14 protein-coding genes are annotated in these 15722 nt (G+C 43.1%); 6 read left to right on the top strand and 8 right to left on the bottom strand.

The window, feature by feature from the left end:
* Window positions 1-23: 23 nt before the first annotated feature.
* Window positions 24-365, bottom strand: a complete 342-nt coding sequence (locus QR722_RS10895) for a hypothetical protein (RefSeq protein ID WP_286282874.1) — start codon at window positions 363-365, stop codon at window positions 24-26.
* A gap of 130 nt (window positions 366-495) precedes the next feature.
* Here QR722_RS10895 and QR722_RS10890 point away from each other — a divergent pair, with 130 nt between their 5' ends.
* Window positions 496-1257: a Nif3-like dinuclear metal center hexameric protein gene (locus tag QR722_RS10890; protein ID WP_286282873.1), complete on the top strand. Its 762-nt coding sequence runs from the start codon at window positions 496-498 to the stop codon at window positions 1255-1257.
* On the opposite strand, the gene QR722_RS10885 is transcribed toward QR722_RS10890, so the two are convergent.
* Window positions 1254-2015, bottom strand: a complete 762-nt coding sequence (locus QR722_RS10885; RefSeq protein ID WP_286282872.1) for an ElyC/SanA/YdcF family protein — start codon at window positions 2013-2015, stop codon at window positions 1254-1256. The genes QR722_RS10890 and QR722_RS10885 overlap by 4 nt on opposite strands.
* Before the next feature lie 37 nt (window positions 2016-2052).
* Here QR722_RS10885 and QR722_RS10880 point away from each other — a divergent pair, with 37 nt between their 5' ends.
* The gene (locus tag QR722_RS10880; RefSeq protein WP_286282871.1) at window positions 2053-2814 is read left to right on the top strand and encodes a methyltransferase domain-containing protein; all 762 of its coding nucleotides are present in this window, start codon (window positions 2053-2055) and stop codon (window positions 2812-2814) included.
* A 12-nt stretch (window positions 2815-2826) separates the two neighbouring features.
* On the opposite strand, the gene QR722_RS10875 is transcribed toward QR722_RS10880, so the two are convergent.
* From QR722_RS10875 to sbcB, 4 genes are all read right to left on the bottom strand, one after another.
* Window positions 2827-3822 (bottom strand): 2-hydroxyacid dehydrogenase, encoded by a 996-nt coding sequence (locus QR722_RS10875; protein WP_286282870.1) that lies wholly within the window; start codon window positions 3820-3822, stop codon window positions 2827-2829.
* Window positions 3823-3844: 22 nt separating this feature from the next.
* The gene (locus tag QR722_RS10870) at window positions 3845-4327 is read right to left on the bottom strand and encodes a glutathione peroxidase (RefSeq protein ID WP_286282869.1); all 483 of its coding nucleotides are present in this window, start codon (window positions 4325-4327) and stop codon (window positions 3845-3847) included.
* 117 nt (window positions 4328-4444) lie between these two features.
* Window positions 4445-6100, bottom strand: a complete 1656-nt coding sequence (locus QR722_RS10865) for a flagellar assembly protein A (protein ID WP_286282868.1) — start codon at window positions 6098-6100, stop codon at window positions 4445-4447.
* An 83-nt stretch (window positions 6101-6183) separates the two neighbouring features.
* Window positions 6184-7614 carry an exodeoxyribonuclease I gene (gene sbcB, locus QR722_RS10860; protein WP_286282866.1) on the bottom strand — a complete coding sequence of 477 codons (1431 nt, stop codon included), beginning with the start codon at window positions 7612-7614 and terminating at the stop codon, window positions 6184-6186.
* A 264-nt stretch (window positions 7615-7878) separates the two neighbouring features.
* Between sbcB and QR722_RS10855 the strand changes: the two genes are divergently transcribed.
* The 3 genes from QR722_RS10855 to QR722_RS10845 all read left to right on the top strand — a co-directional run bounded on the left by QR722_RS10855 (window position 7879) and on the right by QR722_RS10845 (window position 12910).
* Complete coding sequence (locus tag QR722_RS10855; protein WP_286282864.1) at window positions 7879-8295, top strand: CBS domain-containing protein; 417 nt, start codon at window positions 7879-7881, stop codon at window positions 8293-8295.
* A gap of 325 nt (window positions 8296-8620) precedes the next feature.
* Entirely contained in the window at window positions 8621-12532 is a 3912-nt protein-coding gene (gene hrpA / locus QR722_RS10850) for an ATP-dependent RNA helicase HrpA (RefSeq protein WP_286282863.1), read from the top strand.
* Window positions 12533-12607: 75 nt separating this feature from the next.
* Window positions 12608-12910, top strand: a complete 303-nt coding sequence (locus tag QR722_RS10845; protein ID WP_286282862.1) for a PilZ domain-containing protein — start codon at window positions 12608-12610, stop codon at window positions 12908-12910.
* 34 nt (window positions 12911-12944) lie between these two features.
* On the opposite strand, the gene QR722_RS10840 is transcribed toward QR722_RS10845, so the two are convergent.
* A complete protein-coding gene (locus QR722_RS10840; RefSeq protein ID WP_286282861.1) occupies window positions 12945-14132 on the bottom strand; it encodes a class I SAM-dependent rRNA methyltransferase in 1188 nt (395 codons plus the stop codon).
* A gap of 106 nt (window positions 14133-14238) precedes the next feature.
* Here QR722_RS10840 and QR722_RS10835 point away from each other — a divergent pair, with 106 nt between their 5' ends.
* Window positions 14239-15219 carry an NAD(P)H-quinone oxidoreductase gene (locus QR722_RS10835; protein ID WP_502872469.1) on the top strand — a complete coding sequence of 327 codons (981 nt, stop codon included), beginning with the start codon at window positions 14239-14241 and terminating at the stop codon, window positions 15217-15219.
* 29 nt (window positions 15220-15248) lie between these two features.
* Here the strand turns inward: QR722_RS10835 and rnhA are convergent, their stop codons facing one another.
* On the bottom strand, window positions 15249-15707 hold the full coding sequence (gene rnhA / locus QR722_RS10830; RefSeq protein WP_286282859.1) for a ribonuclease HI: 459 nt from the start codon (window positions 15705-15707) through the stop codon (window positions 15249-15251).
* Window positions 15708-15722 lie beyond the last annotated feature (15 nt).

Genomic DNA, 15722 nt, shown 5'->3' with positions numbered 1-15722 from the left:
TTCTAGTATTTTGTACCTTCTAATTATCGAGGTTGTTTCGAACCTGGATTACGAGATTCTATTTGTTCTGCCCAATAAGCTTTGACTGAAAAATTGCTTTTGGTTTTTTTCTTTGCTGGCTTAGCTTTGGCTGCCGGTTTGGCTTTAGCTTTGCTCGCTTCTTTAGGGGCTGCTGCAGGTTTTTCGCTGGCAGACCCAGAAGATAGCTCAGATGTCATTTCTTCTAATGCAGCTAATCGGACATTTTTTTCACCATTAACGCTATACCAACCACCTTTTGCTTCGATAGTTGGTGCTTTTCCATGGGCTGCTTTGTAAGCTTCAGTAAATTTTTCAATAACTTGGTCTTTATCCAGATTACTCATTGTGTAGTCGACACCCTTAGTTAATATTAATTGATATTCATCGTTGGCTTTTATACCTTGTTTTTAGAATAATGTCTAATTTCGACAAATTTGTATCGGAAATGCATATAATGTTACAAAAAGGGTCACCATGAGTATAACCAATCAAGCGCTTCTTCATTATCTTAACGATTTACTCAAACCAGCCAGATTAAAAGATTATGGCCCTAATGGTTTGCAAGTTGAAGGTAAACAGCACATAAATAAAATCATCACAGGGGTGACCGCTTCACAGCAACTGATTGACTATGCAATTAGCCAACAGGCAGATGCGATTTTTGTCCATCATGGTTATTTTTGGCGTGGCGAGGACCCGTGCATAAGGGGTATGAAGCGTAATCGACTGAAAGCCTTATTGACTCACGACATCAATTTGTTTGGATATCATTTGCCCTTGGATATTCACCCCCAGTTGGGCAATAACGCCCAGTTAGCAAAGCTATTGGATATTGAAACAACAGGGGGGTTAGAACTCGACAATCCAGTTAGCGTGGCAATGCAGGGGATATTTGCTCAGCCTATCTCACTAGCAGCCTTAGAAGCAAAAGTGACCACTGTGCTACAGCGAAAGCCACTAGTAGTTGATGGAGGGGAACACCAGATCAAAACCGTTGCTTGGTGCACCGGTGGTGGCCAAAGTTTTATCGAAATGGCCGCTGAACAAGGTATAGATGCTTTTATTACCGGTGAAGCTTCAGAGCAAACGGTGCATACCGCACGAGAAATGAATATTCATTTCATCGCCGCCGGCCACCATGCCACTGAGCGTTATGGCGCTAAAGCCATAGCGCTGCATTTGTCCCAACAATTTGATCTTGAAACCGAATTTGTTGACGTGGATAATCCCGTTTAGTCAAACCAACTTTTTAGGCTGATCCACATATTGCCCATTTTCTCATACCACCAACGTTCGGTATGAATGATATTTCTGGCTTGGGGAAAATAATAGCCTAGGCCAGGGACATCGGATTCTCTGACTAAATGATCTGTAGGGGCGGGGATAGGGTTAAGGTTTTGGTGCTGGAAGAGGTACATTGAGCGTTTCATATGGGTCGCTGCCGTCACCAGAGCAAACTTTTTATGAGTCAGTCTAGTGGCCAAATTCGCCGCTTCATCTTCGGTGTCACGGGATTTCTCCACTTCGAAGATTTTATTTGCAGGTACGCCCATCGCAACTAAGAACTCTTTATTCATGTATGCGTTGCTAAAAGGTTCATTACCCAGGTTGCCGGAGGTAATAATGCTAGCATTGGGGTTAAATTGTAAAATACGCATAGCTTCAGTCGCCCGAACAACTGAACATCTAGACATTTGCGAGGTGATAGGTAATGCCCGGTCATTTACATGATTGCAACCTAACACCACAATTACGTCAACTTTGTTTGATACATCAAATTGCGGATACTCTCGTTCCAGATCATATAACAGCGCATTGGGGACTGGGCTAAATGAGATGACAAATAACAAACAGCTTGCGCTACCTAGAAATACCAAGGCTTTGGTCTGTTTATTTCGGAGTAAAAAATACATTCCCAGCAACAGTAACAGCAAAATGAAGGGCATGGGCATCAGCAAAACACCTAATAGTTTTTTAATAATGAAGAAATCCACGTAAGATTGGCCTTATCTGAATGTATGTAAAGTGGTTATGAATAAAAACACCGATCAAAGCTTCGACGCTATCATCGACAAATTTGCAAATAATATCTACGGCTCAACTAAGGGTCAATTGCGCCATGAATTACTGCTGCATTATTTGCAACAGTATATCAACCTTGCGGAAAGGTCGCTTGATATTATAGATGTGGGAGGCGGCACAGGTATCATGTGCGAAGCCTTAGCAAAATACAATCATCGATTAACCTATAATGATATCTCTGAACAAGCCGTATTATTGGCAAAGAGCAATTTAGCGCAGCTGAGCAATATTGAATTTAATTGCGGTAGTTTGACCGAGTTGCCTGACTCAAAACACTATGATCTGCTTATCTGCCATGCCGTTTTAGAATGGTTAGTATCACCTTTCGAGGCCATTGAAAAAATGCTCAGTATGGTCAGAGTTGGTGGCGTCCTATCAATAAGTTTCTTCAATCAAGATGCACACCGATTTGGTAATCTGCTATACGGAAACTTTGATTATGTTGAAGCGGGACTGAAGAATAAAAATACGGTGAGATTGAACCCTAATAATGCGTTAAAACCTGCTGAGGTACTAAGCTATTTAAGCGAGAAATCAGTTGAGGTGATCCATACGGCAGGGATCCGATGGTTTCATGACTATCTTCAAGATAGAAGTATGCAACAAAGTCGGTATCAGCAAATAAAATCCTTAGAACTGGAATATGGTACTCGAGAGCCTTATAAATGGCTGGGCAAGTATTTCCATATTATATTACGAAGAACGGCTTGATGCGCAACAATCTCAAGCGATGAAGGTGTTAGTGTCGGTATTACCTTGGTTAACCAGCATCAAGTTATTGATAGTCGTACTGGCAATTTGTCGCAACGCTTCATCGGTATAGAATCCCTGATGGCCGGTGATGACCACATTCGGAAAACTTAATAATCGGGCAAAAACATCATCTTGCATAATATCAGACGACTTATCTTGGAAAAACAACTCGGACTCCATTTCATAAACGTCCAGACCGAGATAGCCAATTTTGTGTGATTTAAGACCATTTATGATGGCTTGGGTATCAATTAACCCGCCTCGAGACGTGTTAATTAGCATGACATTGTGCTTCATTTTATCGATAGTCGAATGATTGATTAAATGATGGCTTTCTTCTGTCAGCGGACAATGCAGGGTAACAATATCAGACTCTTCGATTAGCTTGTTCAGCGGTACATAGTGCACATCTGGCAGCTCTTCTAAGCTAGTATCTGGGTGGGGATCGTAGCAGCGTACATGGCACCCTAAGCCGCGCAATATATTGATCACACAACGGCCTATTTTCCCAGTACCTACAACACCAACAATTTTGCCGTGAAAATTAAACCCAGTAAGCCCTTCTAAGATAAAGTTATTTTCCCGAACTCGATTGTAGGCTTTGTGTATCTTTCTATTTAATACCATCATTAATGCAATAGTATGTTCGGCAACTGCTTCTGGCGAATAGGCGGGCACCCGAGATACTGTGATCCCGGCCTGCTCGGCGGCTGCCAAGTCTACATTATTAAAGCCTGCACAGCGCAAGGCAATATGCTTCACGCCCAGTGAGGCAATTTGCCCAATGACAGCCTTAGTCAATTGGTCGTTAACAAAAACACAGACTATGTCGTATCCTGCGCATAGTGAAGCAGTGCTCTCTACCAACCGTGCGTCGAGATAGTCAATCGATAAATCTAAACCTTGGTTGGCAGCTTCAAAATAGCGCCTGTCATGGGGCTTGGTACTAAAAAGAAGCGTTTTCATGACGTTATCTGCTGGCAATGGTTCATAAAAGTTTTTCGATGTCTTTTTCGATATCTTCAGGCTTGGTTTTAGGTGCATATCGTGCAATCACTTTGCCGTCTCTATTGACTAAAAACTTGGTGAAGTTCCACTTTATACTTTTACTGCCTAATAAACCCGGAGCTTCGGACTTTAGGAAATCGAAAAAAGGCGATGCATTTTTGCCATTCACATCCGTTTTTTTGAATAATGGGAAATCAACATTGTAATTAAGCGAACAGAATTGTTCGATCTCGCTATCATCACCAGGTTCTTGATGACCAAATTGATCACAAGGAAAGCCAAGCACTTCAAATCCACGATCTTTGAACTTTTCGTGCATAGCCTGCAAGCCAGTATATTGCGGAGTAAAACCACATTTACTCGCTGTATTAACAATCAATACTACCTGTTGCTTATAGTCAGCTAGGGATTTTTTTTGTCCATTGTTAAGGGGCATGTCGAATTCGTAAATAGTGCTAGGCATAGATGAATCTCAATTAATATATTAGAAGGGTATATTGAGGCTTTTTGACACCGGATCAACAATTATATTCAAATGTTGCGGGCCTAAAAATACATAGGCCCACATTAACTGACTAAATCACACTAGAGGGACGTAGTTCCATTGGTGGCCTTCATAATGGATTTTCGCTTTTGCGTACTCTCGCTCCGCCCGCCAAGTGCGATTGTTGAGTTTTACCACTACGCCTGCATAGAGACGCTTATTTGCCACCAACATTATGTCTTGCTGATACGCATCTTTGGCGTATTTCATTAATTCTGCTTTGGCTTCCAGCCACTCCAAAAGCTGATTTTCATTTTTAATCAACTCTTCTGCTTCTTGCAATTTGCGGCGTAAATCAGGATGGATTTTCTTACTGCGGATCAAGTCCATCTTGTCATTATGCCGCACGTTATTGCTACGCATCTGATCGAGTAATTCATCAATGGTGTCTTTGCGTTCCATTAAATTGTTAAAACCCGGGCTGAAATCTATGTTTAGGTGGCTGCCTGAAACGGCTCCTAAGGTACCGGCGATAATCTCAGCATTGCATTGGATATCACAGGCAAAGAGGTTACCGTTTGGCTTGTCAATGGGACCAACAATAACGCTGCCGCCACATTCAATTTTACTGTAAGCCAGTTGTCGACCAATGGTGACATTGCCTTTACATTTGATGTTAAGTCCTTGTCCGTGTTGAACGTGAATACCACCGTCGGCAATTAATTTAGTACTGAATTCTGTGCTGTTTTCGTTTACTTTCCCCATGGCACCTTCGGTAATGATGATGTCACCTCCGGCAATAATGGTGGCAGATTCGACAAAACCATTTACCGTCACATCACCACTGGCAGTAATTTCCATCTTTTCAGTAACATCGCCGTTGACTAAAACGGCGCCATCAAATTTGATGTTACCTGTACCTACATTTACGCCTTTACAAATAAAGGTATCATCAACCCACATTTTATCATTTTGAAATTTCGGCATACCGGTGATCGCAGCAATATATAGATTTTCGTCATGATCGCTGATTTTTGTTCCATCACCTGGTCTGAATTTGACCCAACCACCAGGTTTTGAAACTAACGGAGTGCCTTTAACGGTGTAACCATTGCGTCCTTTGGTCGGAGGCTGACGGCGTAAAATTTCCGCGCCAGCTTTGACACAGATGACGTCACCTAAATTACGCATATCGACGCGGCTAACACCAGATGTTTGAGGTTTGAGGATACGCTCTAAGGCATTAGGTACTAGTGGTTTGAGCTTGGATTCTTTGCCGTTTTTAACTGGAAGGCCTTTAGCAACAACGTCTTCTACGACTTCTCCAGGTGCGGCTTTCTTGGCTTGAATAGCCATGGTACGTAAACGTTTTTTACTTAACCCGCGTTTAATGCCTTTCTCAGCGGCTATTTTGAGTAATTCTTTCGGTGATGGTGAATGACCGCCAAAGGCAGTGGTGATACTCAAAGATGCAACCATATCGTTATCTTCGATACGAAACTTAATTACCGCATCTTTTAACTCGGCAATATTGACCTTTATCGGATAGGGGGTTTTTTCTGCTTTCGCTTTGGAATACTGATTGTAAGCATTGGTGATGTCGTCTTCGGAAAAGTCACAGTTGCGAAACTCACTGTTTTTAAGAAGCTTAATCAGTGTTTTTACGTCCAACTTCCCAGGAACTTCCTGTGGCATTATCACCACATTCAAGTATTTTTTGGAGTCGTCGAGTTGAAAATCTATCCCTTTCATTCATACCACCGGAAGTATTAAAAATTAACGCGTCAATACCATATCGACTATTTTACCAAATATATAACTAATTTCGTTGTTGTTTAAAGATTTTCTGCATAATCATACAGCGCTCGTAAAATCGCTTGCTTGTCAGGGTTGTTCTGATTGGCTTCAGATAACACTTCAAGCTGTTGGATATATTCAGAAAGTTTTATACTTGCTGGAGAGTCAGGGTCGGTCAAACGGTACTCCCGATGGCGCTGCCATTTTAGTACTTCTGCTTCATCTAAGGTATTGGCAAAATTGCGAGCGCGGTAGCGAAATAACATAGTGCTGAGTCGAGCATCTTCAAATTGCCAATCTTTGGCTGCTAAGTGCATTTCAGGTGTGTCGTGGATCTGGTGCAATGTTTTACGGTCACGATCACTGATAAACCCCCCTGTATAGAGTGCGAAATCCACATCTGGTGTATTGCGAGCTTGCTCTTCTAATTGATACATCTCACTTAACAGATTAGCCAGCGAGGGTTGTGCTTTTATTAATGCAAGATGTTTTAAACAACGTTGCCGGTCAATCTGCAGTCGCTCAGCATTTTCCTCGCTTAGGGTTTTGGCCGGCGCGATAATAGGACACTTATTCAAATGGATTAATTTAATTGGCAAACGCTGTTCACCCTCATCTAATAAATGAGATGCTTGATAGAGTTTTGCCTTGATTTGCTCTGCCGTCATATTAAAAAGCGGACTCGGGTCAAGGGCCAAATTAAGACAGATTACCGCATTTTTATTTGTAGGGTGGTAGGCAACAGGGACTATCCACGTACAGCACCCGTTGATAGCAGGTAATTTTGAAGAGATATGTACCAAGGGCACCATATTCTGAATGTCAATATGCTGACCCACTGCTTGTTTTCGTCGAAGGTCAAAGACGTATTGGAATAGTTTAGGTTGTTTTTGTTTGATTAATTTCGCCAATGCAATGGTGGCCGTTACATCAGACAATGCATCATGAGCGTCCTGATGGGAAATATCATTTGCTTGCGTAAGCTGATCTAATTTAAAACTAGGTGAACCATCTTCTTTATATACCCAATTGATGCCTTCTGGCCTCAGTGCATAGCAGGCTCGGACTAGATCGATTATATCCCATCGACTATTTCCGTTTTGCCATTCTCTGGCGTAAGGATCATACAAATTTCGGTACAAACTGTTGCGCGTTACTTCATCATCAAACCTAATGCTGTTATATCCTGCAGTGCAGGTATTTGGCCGGGCCATTTCCAATTGAATTTTTCGGATAAATTCTGCTTCGCTGACCCCATCACGCAGGGTCAATTGGGGCGTGATACCGGTGATTAGCGCTGCTTGAGGATGAGGTAGGTAGTCATTGGGTATCTGGCAATACCAATTGAGAGGTTTTTCGATCGGGTTAAGCTCTAAGTCGGTTCTGATAGCGGCGAACTGACTCGGAAAATCCTTTTGCGGATTTACCCCCCAGGTTTCATAGTCGTGCCACAAAATAGTATCGGTCAAATCGTGTGCCTTGTTGAACAGCCTCAGCGGGCGGAAACGTGTTGATCTTGATAGTCATATCTGAACAGATTTAGCGGCTAAACACAATCTCAGTTATTGCCAACAAGCCGCTATCGAAGGGATTTTAGGCTGTTTTTAGTGCAAACCGGCCTGTTCGCTTTTATTTTCGTTAAAAAGTATTGAATAAGTTAGGTTTTTTAAGCAGTTATGACTATCTTTAAAGTAGCAGGTCGAAACTTAAGAGTTTGCCAAACAGGAGGCTTAGTGGAGTCATTAAAAGTCAGTCATTATATGAATCGTCGTCCCGTTACCTTCACTACTGAAATGCCAGTAGCTGAGGCTGTAGAACGTTTATTAACTGGAACGCAATCAGGTAGCGCAGTGCTGGACTCACGTCGAAAGGTGGTGGGATTTTTATCCGAACAAGATTGCATTGAACGGATGATTACCAGCAGCTATTATCGCGAACAGGTCGCTCGGGTGAAAGATATTATGCGCACGGAAGTTTTGTCGGTTAAAGAATACGACTCAATTCTTGAGGTTGCTCAGCGAATACTAAAAGAAAAACCCAAAGTCTATCCTGTGGTAGATGATGACGGCTATTTCCTTGGCACAATAAGCCGAGCAGATGTGTTATATGCCATTGATATACAACTGCGAGATGGTTACAAGCGCACTTAGAAAATCGCCTAGGTCCCACCTTGGCAAGGTGTTAAAGTGATTTAAAAGATCAGCATAGCAGCAGGTTTTACTGCCGTTATGCTAATTGGCGCAAAATAAACTCAATCCATAGCAACAAGCAGAATAAATATATCAACTTAGTCAAAACCTAAATTCTCTTGTTTTATCAGCTAAGGCTATGATTATCCTATGTAATTTCTTGTATCCCTGAGGGATTCCTGCAAATTTCAGCTGAAAGTGAGGCTTAACGGGCCGGCAATTCTGGTAATTTTGTGCGTATTCTTCTAGGATCCAGCGGATTTTGTTTATCTTAGCTAGGTTTCCTTTGTCTCAAAGTGCTCAAACAGACCAACAATTATTATCTTCCTTACGTCAGCGGATCTCACTGTGTGTGGGGGCTGATAGGTTTCACCTGCGCAAAAAGTTGCAGCGTCTCCAACAGTCTGCACCCTCTGAGTTAGCCACCAAGCTGGATAAGTTGTTGGCTGAGATCCAGATGTCAGCGCAGAAGCGTCAATCCCGCATTGATAACCTGCCGCATATCAGTTACCCAGATCTGCCAGTGAGTGAGCACAGAGACGATATTGCCCAAGCGATCCGAGATAACCAAGTGGTTATCATCGCCGGTGAAACCGGCTCGGGTAAAACTACCCAAATCCCGAAAATATGTCTCGAAGTAGGCCGGGGTATCGATGGTCTTATTGGCCACACGCAGCCGAGAAGACTGGCAGCCAGAACTGTAGCGAACCGAATTGCGGACGAATTACAGACGCCCCTAGGTAGTAAGGTTGGTTTCAAAATACGCTTTTCTGATCAAGTCAGTGATGATACTTATGTGAAGTTGATGACTGATGGTATCTTGCTAGCCGAGATTCAAAATGATCGATTGTTAAACCAATACGATACGATCATTATTGATGAGGCCCATGAACGAAGCTTAAATATTGATTTTATTCTGGGCTATTTGAAGCAGATGCTCCCGAAGCGTCCCGATCTCAAAGTCATCATTACCTCTGCCACTATTGATCCCGAACGTTTTTCAAAGCACTTTGATAATGCGCCAATTATTTCAGTAAGTGGGCGTACTTATCCGGTGGAAATGCGCTATCGGCCACTGAATGAGGCTGAGCAAACCCTTGACCAAACTCAAGGTATTATCGCTGCTATTGAAGAGCTGAACCGCGAAACCAAAGATGATGTGTTGGTATTTCTCAGTGGTGAACGGGAAATTAGAGATACCGCAGAAGCCCTTAAACGTCGACAATTTAAAGGGGTCGAAGTGCTACCCTTGTATGCGCGTTTATCTGTTGCAGAGCAAAACCGTATTTTTCAGCCCCATGGACTTAGACGCATAGTGTTGGCCACCAACGTTGCTGAAACCTCGTTAACTGTGCCTGGCATCAAATATGTCATAGACCCAGGGTTTGCCCGTCTTTCCCGCTATAGCTATCGCAGCAAGGTTCAGCGCTTGCCCATTGAAGCGATTTCTCAAGCGTCTGCGAATCAGCGGGCAGGGCGCTGTGGTCGAGTATCTGAAGGTATCTGTATCAGATTGTATTCAGAAGAGGATTTTAATAACCGCGATGAATTTACCGATCCTGAAATTTTACGCACCAATTTAGCATCGGTTATATTGCAAATGTTGTCGCTGAATTTAGGTGGCATTCAAGCCTTTCCCTTTGTGCAATCACCAGACAGCCGCTTCGTCAACGATGGCTTTCGATTGTTGGAAGAATTACAAGCCATTGAGAAGCGCAATGGTAAGTCTGTGTTGACCCACATTGGTCGCCAAATTGCCAAATTACCCATAGACCCTCGTTATGGTCGGATGGTGGTGGAAGCTGCTAAGCAATCTTGCGTATCTGAACTAATCATTATCTCTGCGGGCCTGAGTATTCAGGACCCACGCGAGAGACCTCAGGAAAAGCGCGCTGCAGCGGATGAAAAACACAAGGAATATGAAGATAAACAATCTGACTTTATTGCTTATCTCAATCTATGGAACGGTTTCAAAGCACAGCAACAAGCCTTGTCATCAAGTCAGCTAAGAAAATGGTGCCAACAAAATTTTATTAACTACCTCCGCATGCGTGAATGGCAAGACATCGTCAGCCAGCTAAAAAAGGCCATTGTAGATATCGGCATTCGACTCAACGCTAATCAAGCGGATTATCAAGCCATACATACTGCTTTGTTATCCGGTTTGTTATCCCATGTAGGTTTTAAAGATAAAGACAGTGACTTCTTAGGCGCACGCAGCAGTAAATTTGCTATTTTCCCCGGTTCTGCCCTTGCCCGTAAATCGCCGAAATGGACCATGGTTGCGGAACTGGTGGAAACCTCGCGCTTATTCGGCCGAGTCGCTGCCAAGATAGAGCCAGAATGGATAGAACCTTTGGCCGGCCATTTATCTAAACATCAATATAGTGAGCCATCTTGGTCTAAACGCCGCGGCGCGGTGCAGGCTTTCGAAAAAGTCTTGTTGTTTGGATTGGCAATTGTGTTTAATCGACGGGTGTCCTATAGCCAAATCGATCTGCAGATAAGTCGAGAAATATTTATTCGTCAGGCGCTGATCAATGGTGATACCAAGTTGAATATGCCATTTTTGCAGTTCAATCATAGTTTGATTGATGAAGTGCATTTGCTCGAAGCCCAATCTAGACGCCGTGATGTACTAGTTGACGAGCAGACACTATATGAATTTTATGATCACATTGTGCCCGCTGATGTTTGTTCAGAAGTAAGCTTTAGTAAATGGTGGAAGCGCACGGATCAGGCTATCAAAGAAAATCTCAAGTTCGATTTGGAGCAACTCAAAAAGCATGATGCAGCCGACATAAATGATTGGAACTTTCCTAAGGTGTGGCAGCAAAATAATCTTTCCTTAGCGTTGCAATACTGTTTTGAACCCAATCAGGCTGATGATGGCGTCAGTGTACTAATTCCGTTACCCATTTTAAATCAGGTAGACGAAAGCGGATTTGATTGGCTGATCCCTGGTTTTCGCCATGAACTTATTATGACGCTGATCAAATCATTGCCTAAGCGACTCAGACGTAATTTTGTGCCGGCTCCAAATTATGCGGATGCCTGTTTGGATGATATGGCGAACACTGACAAGCGTGGACATCCGCTCCCTTTTATTGAGTCCTTGAGTCAAAAACTTCTAAAAATGACGGGGGTCAAAGTTGAGTTGGATGAGTGGGATGTGCTTAATCTGCCGGTTCATTTACGTTTCAATTTTATCGTCATCGATGGCAGGGGGAAGGTGCTGCAACAAAGCCGTGACCTACATCAACTCAAACAGGCGTTGAAAGGTAAGGTTAGTCAAACCCTTCAGCAAGCGGCGAGTCCCGAGGTGGAACAGAAAGAGCTGACGGATTGGTCGTTTGATACCCTTGAAAAAGAGTATCTAGACAACTCTCAAGGCTATGAAGTAAGGGCTTTTCCTGCTCTGATACCGGATAAAGTTGGGGTGGCGATCAAGTTGTTTGACACCCCGGAAAAAGCTCAAGCGCAGCATCAAATAGGCTTGCGCAAGTTGATAAGGTTGAACATAACTTCACCGGTTAATTATCTGCAAAACAAACTGCCCAATAAAGCTAAATTAGGGCTCTACTTCAATCCCTTTGGCAAAATTCAAAACTTAATCGATGATTGCATTGATGCTGGAATAGACAGTCTGTTAGACAGTTTCCAGAAACAGAACCAAACTGAGATAAGAAGTCCTGAATTGTTCGCGCAAGCACGAGAGTATGTGCGCAGCGAAATCAATGATCGCGTATTGGCAATTGCCGAAAAAGTAGAAACTGGACTGACTCAAGCCCATAAAATTCAGAAACGTCTTAAAGGCTCAGTATCACTGGATTTGATCAGCGCCCAAGGGGATATTAAACAACATCTTAATTCATTAGTGTTTACTGGATTCGTGGCGCAAATTGGCTATGCAAGACTAGACGATTGGAATCGTTATATTAATGGCATTGATCGGCGTTTAGAGAAGCTACCCATAGATCCACACAAGGATCGTATGCATCAGTTGAGCATCGAAAAAATTCAGGCCAAATATCAGGTTAGCTTGCAAAAAATCCCACAAGGTAAGCCAATACCAGATGCGTTAGCAGCCATAAGATGGATGATCGAAGAATTGCGTGTGTCACTATTTGCGCAGCAGTTAGGGACCGCCTTTCCAATCTCTATTAAGCGGATTGAAAATCAATTGCAGGGATTTTAAGCAAACATCGTTGACTTTGCAGACAATGCACCCTATAAAAGTGATTGGACACAATTCGCTAAATTGAGGTAGAAAATGCTGGGATACGACGATAAACGTAACTTTTTTCGCATGATGTTGAATTCACCCTGTGAGTTGACCGTTCACGATGATGAATCTACTCGTTCGCTGCAGGCAGTGTGTAAGGATATCAGCGCGACGGGCATGTCATTCGAAGTTGAAGAACAATCCGTTGAAATAGGTACCCGAGTAGATGTATCTATTGAGTCTACAAGCAGCCAAATCCCATCACTTAATGCTAAAGCAAAAGTGGTGAGATGTGACAGCGTGTCAGATTCTAGTTGTATAATTGGTGTTGAAATCAACGAGATGAAATAATCCAATTAGCCTTGTGAAGATTGGCTCTGTTGGCTTAGGCAACTCGGCAAACAAAGCCTTTTAGGTAAAATCCTTCTGGATAATTACTTGCCACTGGATGGTCTGGGGCTTGACCTAATCTTTGTAAGAAGTGCATGGTTCGGTTAGCATCAAGTGCCGCATCGGCCACAACTTTTTGAAAAAGATCCGAAGATAATAAACCTGAGCAACTAAAGGTAAACAACAGCCCGCCAGGATTGAGGATCTGCATCGCCAGCATATTGATATCCTTGTACCCTCTACATGCCCTGTTAAGCGATGCCTTAGAGTCAACGAATTTTGGTGGATCGAGTATGATCATATCAAATTTTCTTCCGGCATCTCGATATTCCCGCAGTGCCTGAAATACATCCTGATTAACGAACTCAGCTTTTTCTAATGGTAATTGATTGATTTCCATATTGCGTTTAGCTGTGGCGAGTGCGTTGTCCGAAACATCTAAATTAACTACGCTTTTCGCTCCCATCGTCAGGGCATAACTGGAGAATGTGCCTGTGTAGCAAAAACAATTTAATACCTCTTTATCTTTGGCATAAGAGGCTGCAATTTGACGGTTATCTCGTTGATCCAGATAGAATCCTGTCTTGTGCCCCTTATTTAGATCGACAATTATTTTAATACCATTTTCTTCGATGACGACTTCGTCAGGTACATCGCCATGTAATACTTGAGTCAATTGCGGTAACCCTTCTTTTTCGCGCACGGCGACATCACTGCGCTCTAACACCGAACAATCGGGAAAACACTTGGTCAGGGCCCATAGAATTTTAGCCCGGTGCTTTTCAGCGCCCGCACTCAAAAGTTGGCATACGATCACATCAGCATATTTATCTATGGTGATCCCCGGCAAGCCATCCGATTCTGCGGCCACGATGCGATATCCTGTTAAACCATGTTTAGCAATAATCGGGGTGCGCAACGCAATCGCTTGTTCAATTCGGCGGCGAAAAAAACCATTGTCGATAATTTCATTTTTATCAAAGGTCCAAACTCGGGCCTGTATTTGAGATTTCGGTGACCAAGCGCCTCGGGCTAAAAATTGATTATTGGAGTCAAGGATATCAACCGTATCACCGCTTCTGACGGTTCCTTTGAATTCTTGAATCGCGCTGGCAAAGATCCAAGGATGCTTGCGTAACAGCGATTTTTCACGGCCGGGATGTAAAATAAGCGATGCGGACATATATTTCCTAAATCAAAATTGGTTTTTAACGATTAAAAAAGCGAATATAGCACATCAAGCTAGCAGACGTGTATTTTGGACATTAACAATGAGCATCTCACAACCCATGCGATACGTAGAATATGTTTCTGGGGGTACGCCCACACAAATGAGTATTCAGGACGGCACCTTGAGCCCACCTAAAGCCAATCAAGTGACGGTCAAGGTCCAGGCATTTGGCGTTAATCGAGCCGATACCCTGCAGCGACAGGGTAAGTATCCAGCACCAGCTGGGGAAAGCACGATTTTGGGCTTGGAAGTTGCGGGTAGGGTAACCGCTTTGGGCGATAAAGCGGATAACTGGAAAGTAGGGGATATGGTATTTGGGTTGGTCGCCGGTGGAGGGTATGCTGAGTATGTGAATGTTGACCAAACACATTTGATTACAAAACCTGAAAATGTGGATTTCAGTTCAGCGGCTGGGATCGCTGAGGTGTTTTTAACCGCCTACCAAAGTCTATTTACTATCGCCAATTTACAACCCGGGCATCGTGTATTGATCCATGCCGGGGCTAGTGGCGTGGGACTGGCCGCTATACAATTGGCAAAACGTCATGGTTGCCAAGTTGCTGTGACCAGTTCAACTGCAACGAAATTAGCCCAGTGCAAAAATACAGGTGCAGATCTACTGATTAACTATAAACAACAAGATTTTGTTGAGGTCTTAACAGAGCAAAAATTTAGCGCCGATGTGATCATTGATTTTGTCGCCGCAGATTATGTTAACCGAAACCTCAAAGTGTTGAATTTAGATGGTGTTATTATTCACTTGGCGCTACTTGGTGGACGTTACACTGAGCCATTGGATATGGCGCAAGTGTTAACCAAGCGCGCTAAGATTATGGGTTCAACCCTGCGCAGTAGAACGGATCAATATAAAACCCAACTGATTGCGGATTTTAATCGCGACTGTTTAGCGGGTTTTAACAGCGGTGAACTGTCTGCAACTATTGATACGGTAATAAATGCCGAGGATATTGCTCAAGCACATTTGCGGCTGGAGAATAATGACACTATGGGCAAATTGATAGGCATTTGGGAGAAGTAAAAGTCTCCCAATTGTTGCAGTTAAATTATCTATTCAAAACCGATGTCATCAAGTAAGTTTTTACCTTCCGCTGCTTGGCGGGCAATATCATCACAGCGTTCATTTTCAGGATGTCCTGAATGGCCTTTAACCCATTTCCAAGTTATTTTTTGCTTACTAGCTTGCTCATCCAACCTTTTCCAAAGATCGGCATTTTTGACAGGTTTTCGAGCGGATGTCTTCCAACCATTCTTTTTCCAGTTCTGAATCCACTGATTGATGCCATTTTTGACGTACTGGCTGTCGGTAGTTAAGGTTACAGTACAGGTCTCATTCAAGGTCGCCAATGCTTCAATGGCTGCCAATAATTCCATCCGGTTGTTGGTGGTATGTTTAAAACCTTGGCTAATCTCTTTGCGGTGATGGTTGAAAATCATGATAGCGCCATAGCCACCTGGTCCTGGGTTGCCAAGACAAGACCCGTCTGTATATATATGAATTTGTTTCATGCGATTATTGGTGAT

Origin of the sequence: Aliiglaciecola sp. LCG003 (assembly GCF_030316135.1) — a bacterium.
GTDB lineage: Bacteria > Pseudomonadota > Gammaproteobacteria > Enterobacterales > Alteromonadaceae > Aliiglaciecola.
Note: the sequence above shows the minus strand (reverse complement) of the source record. Positions and strands in the feature narration are given on the sequence as shown.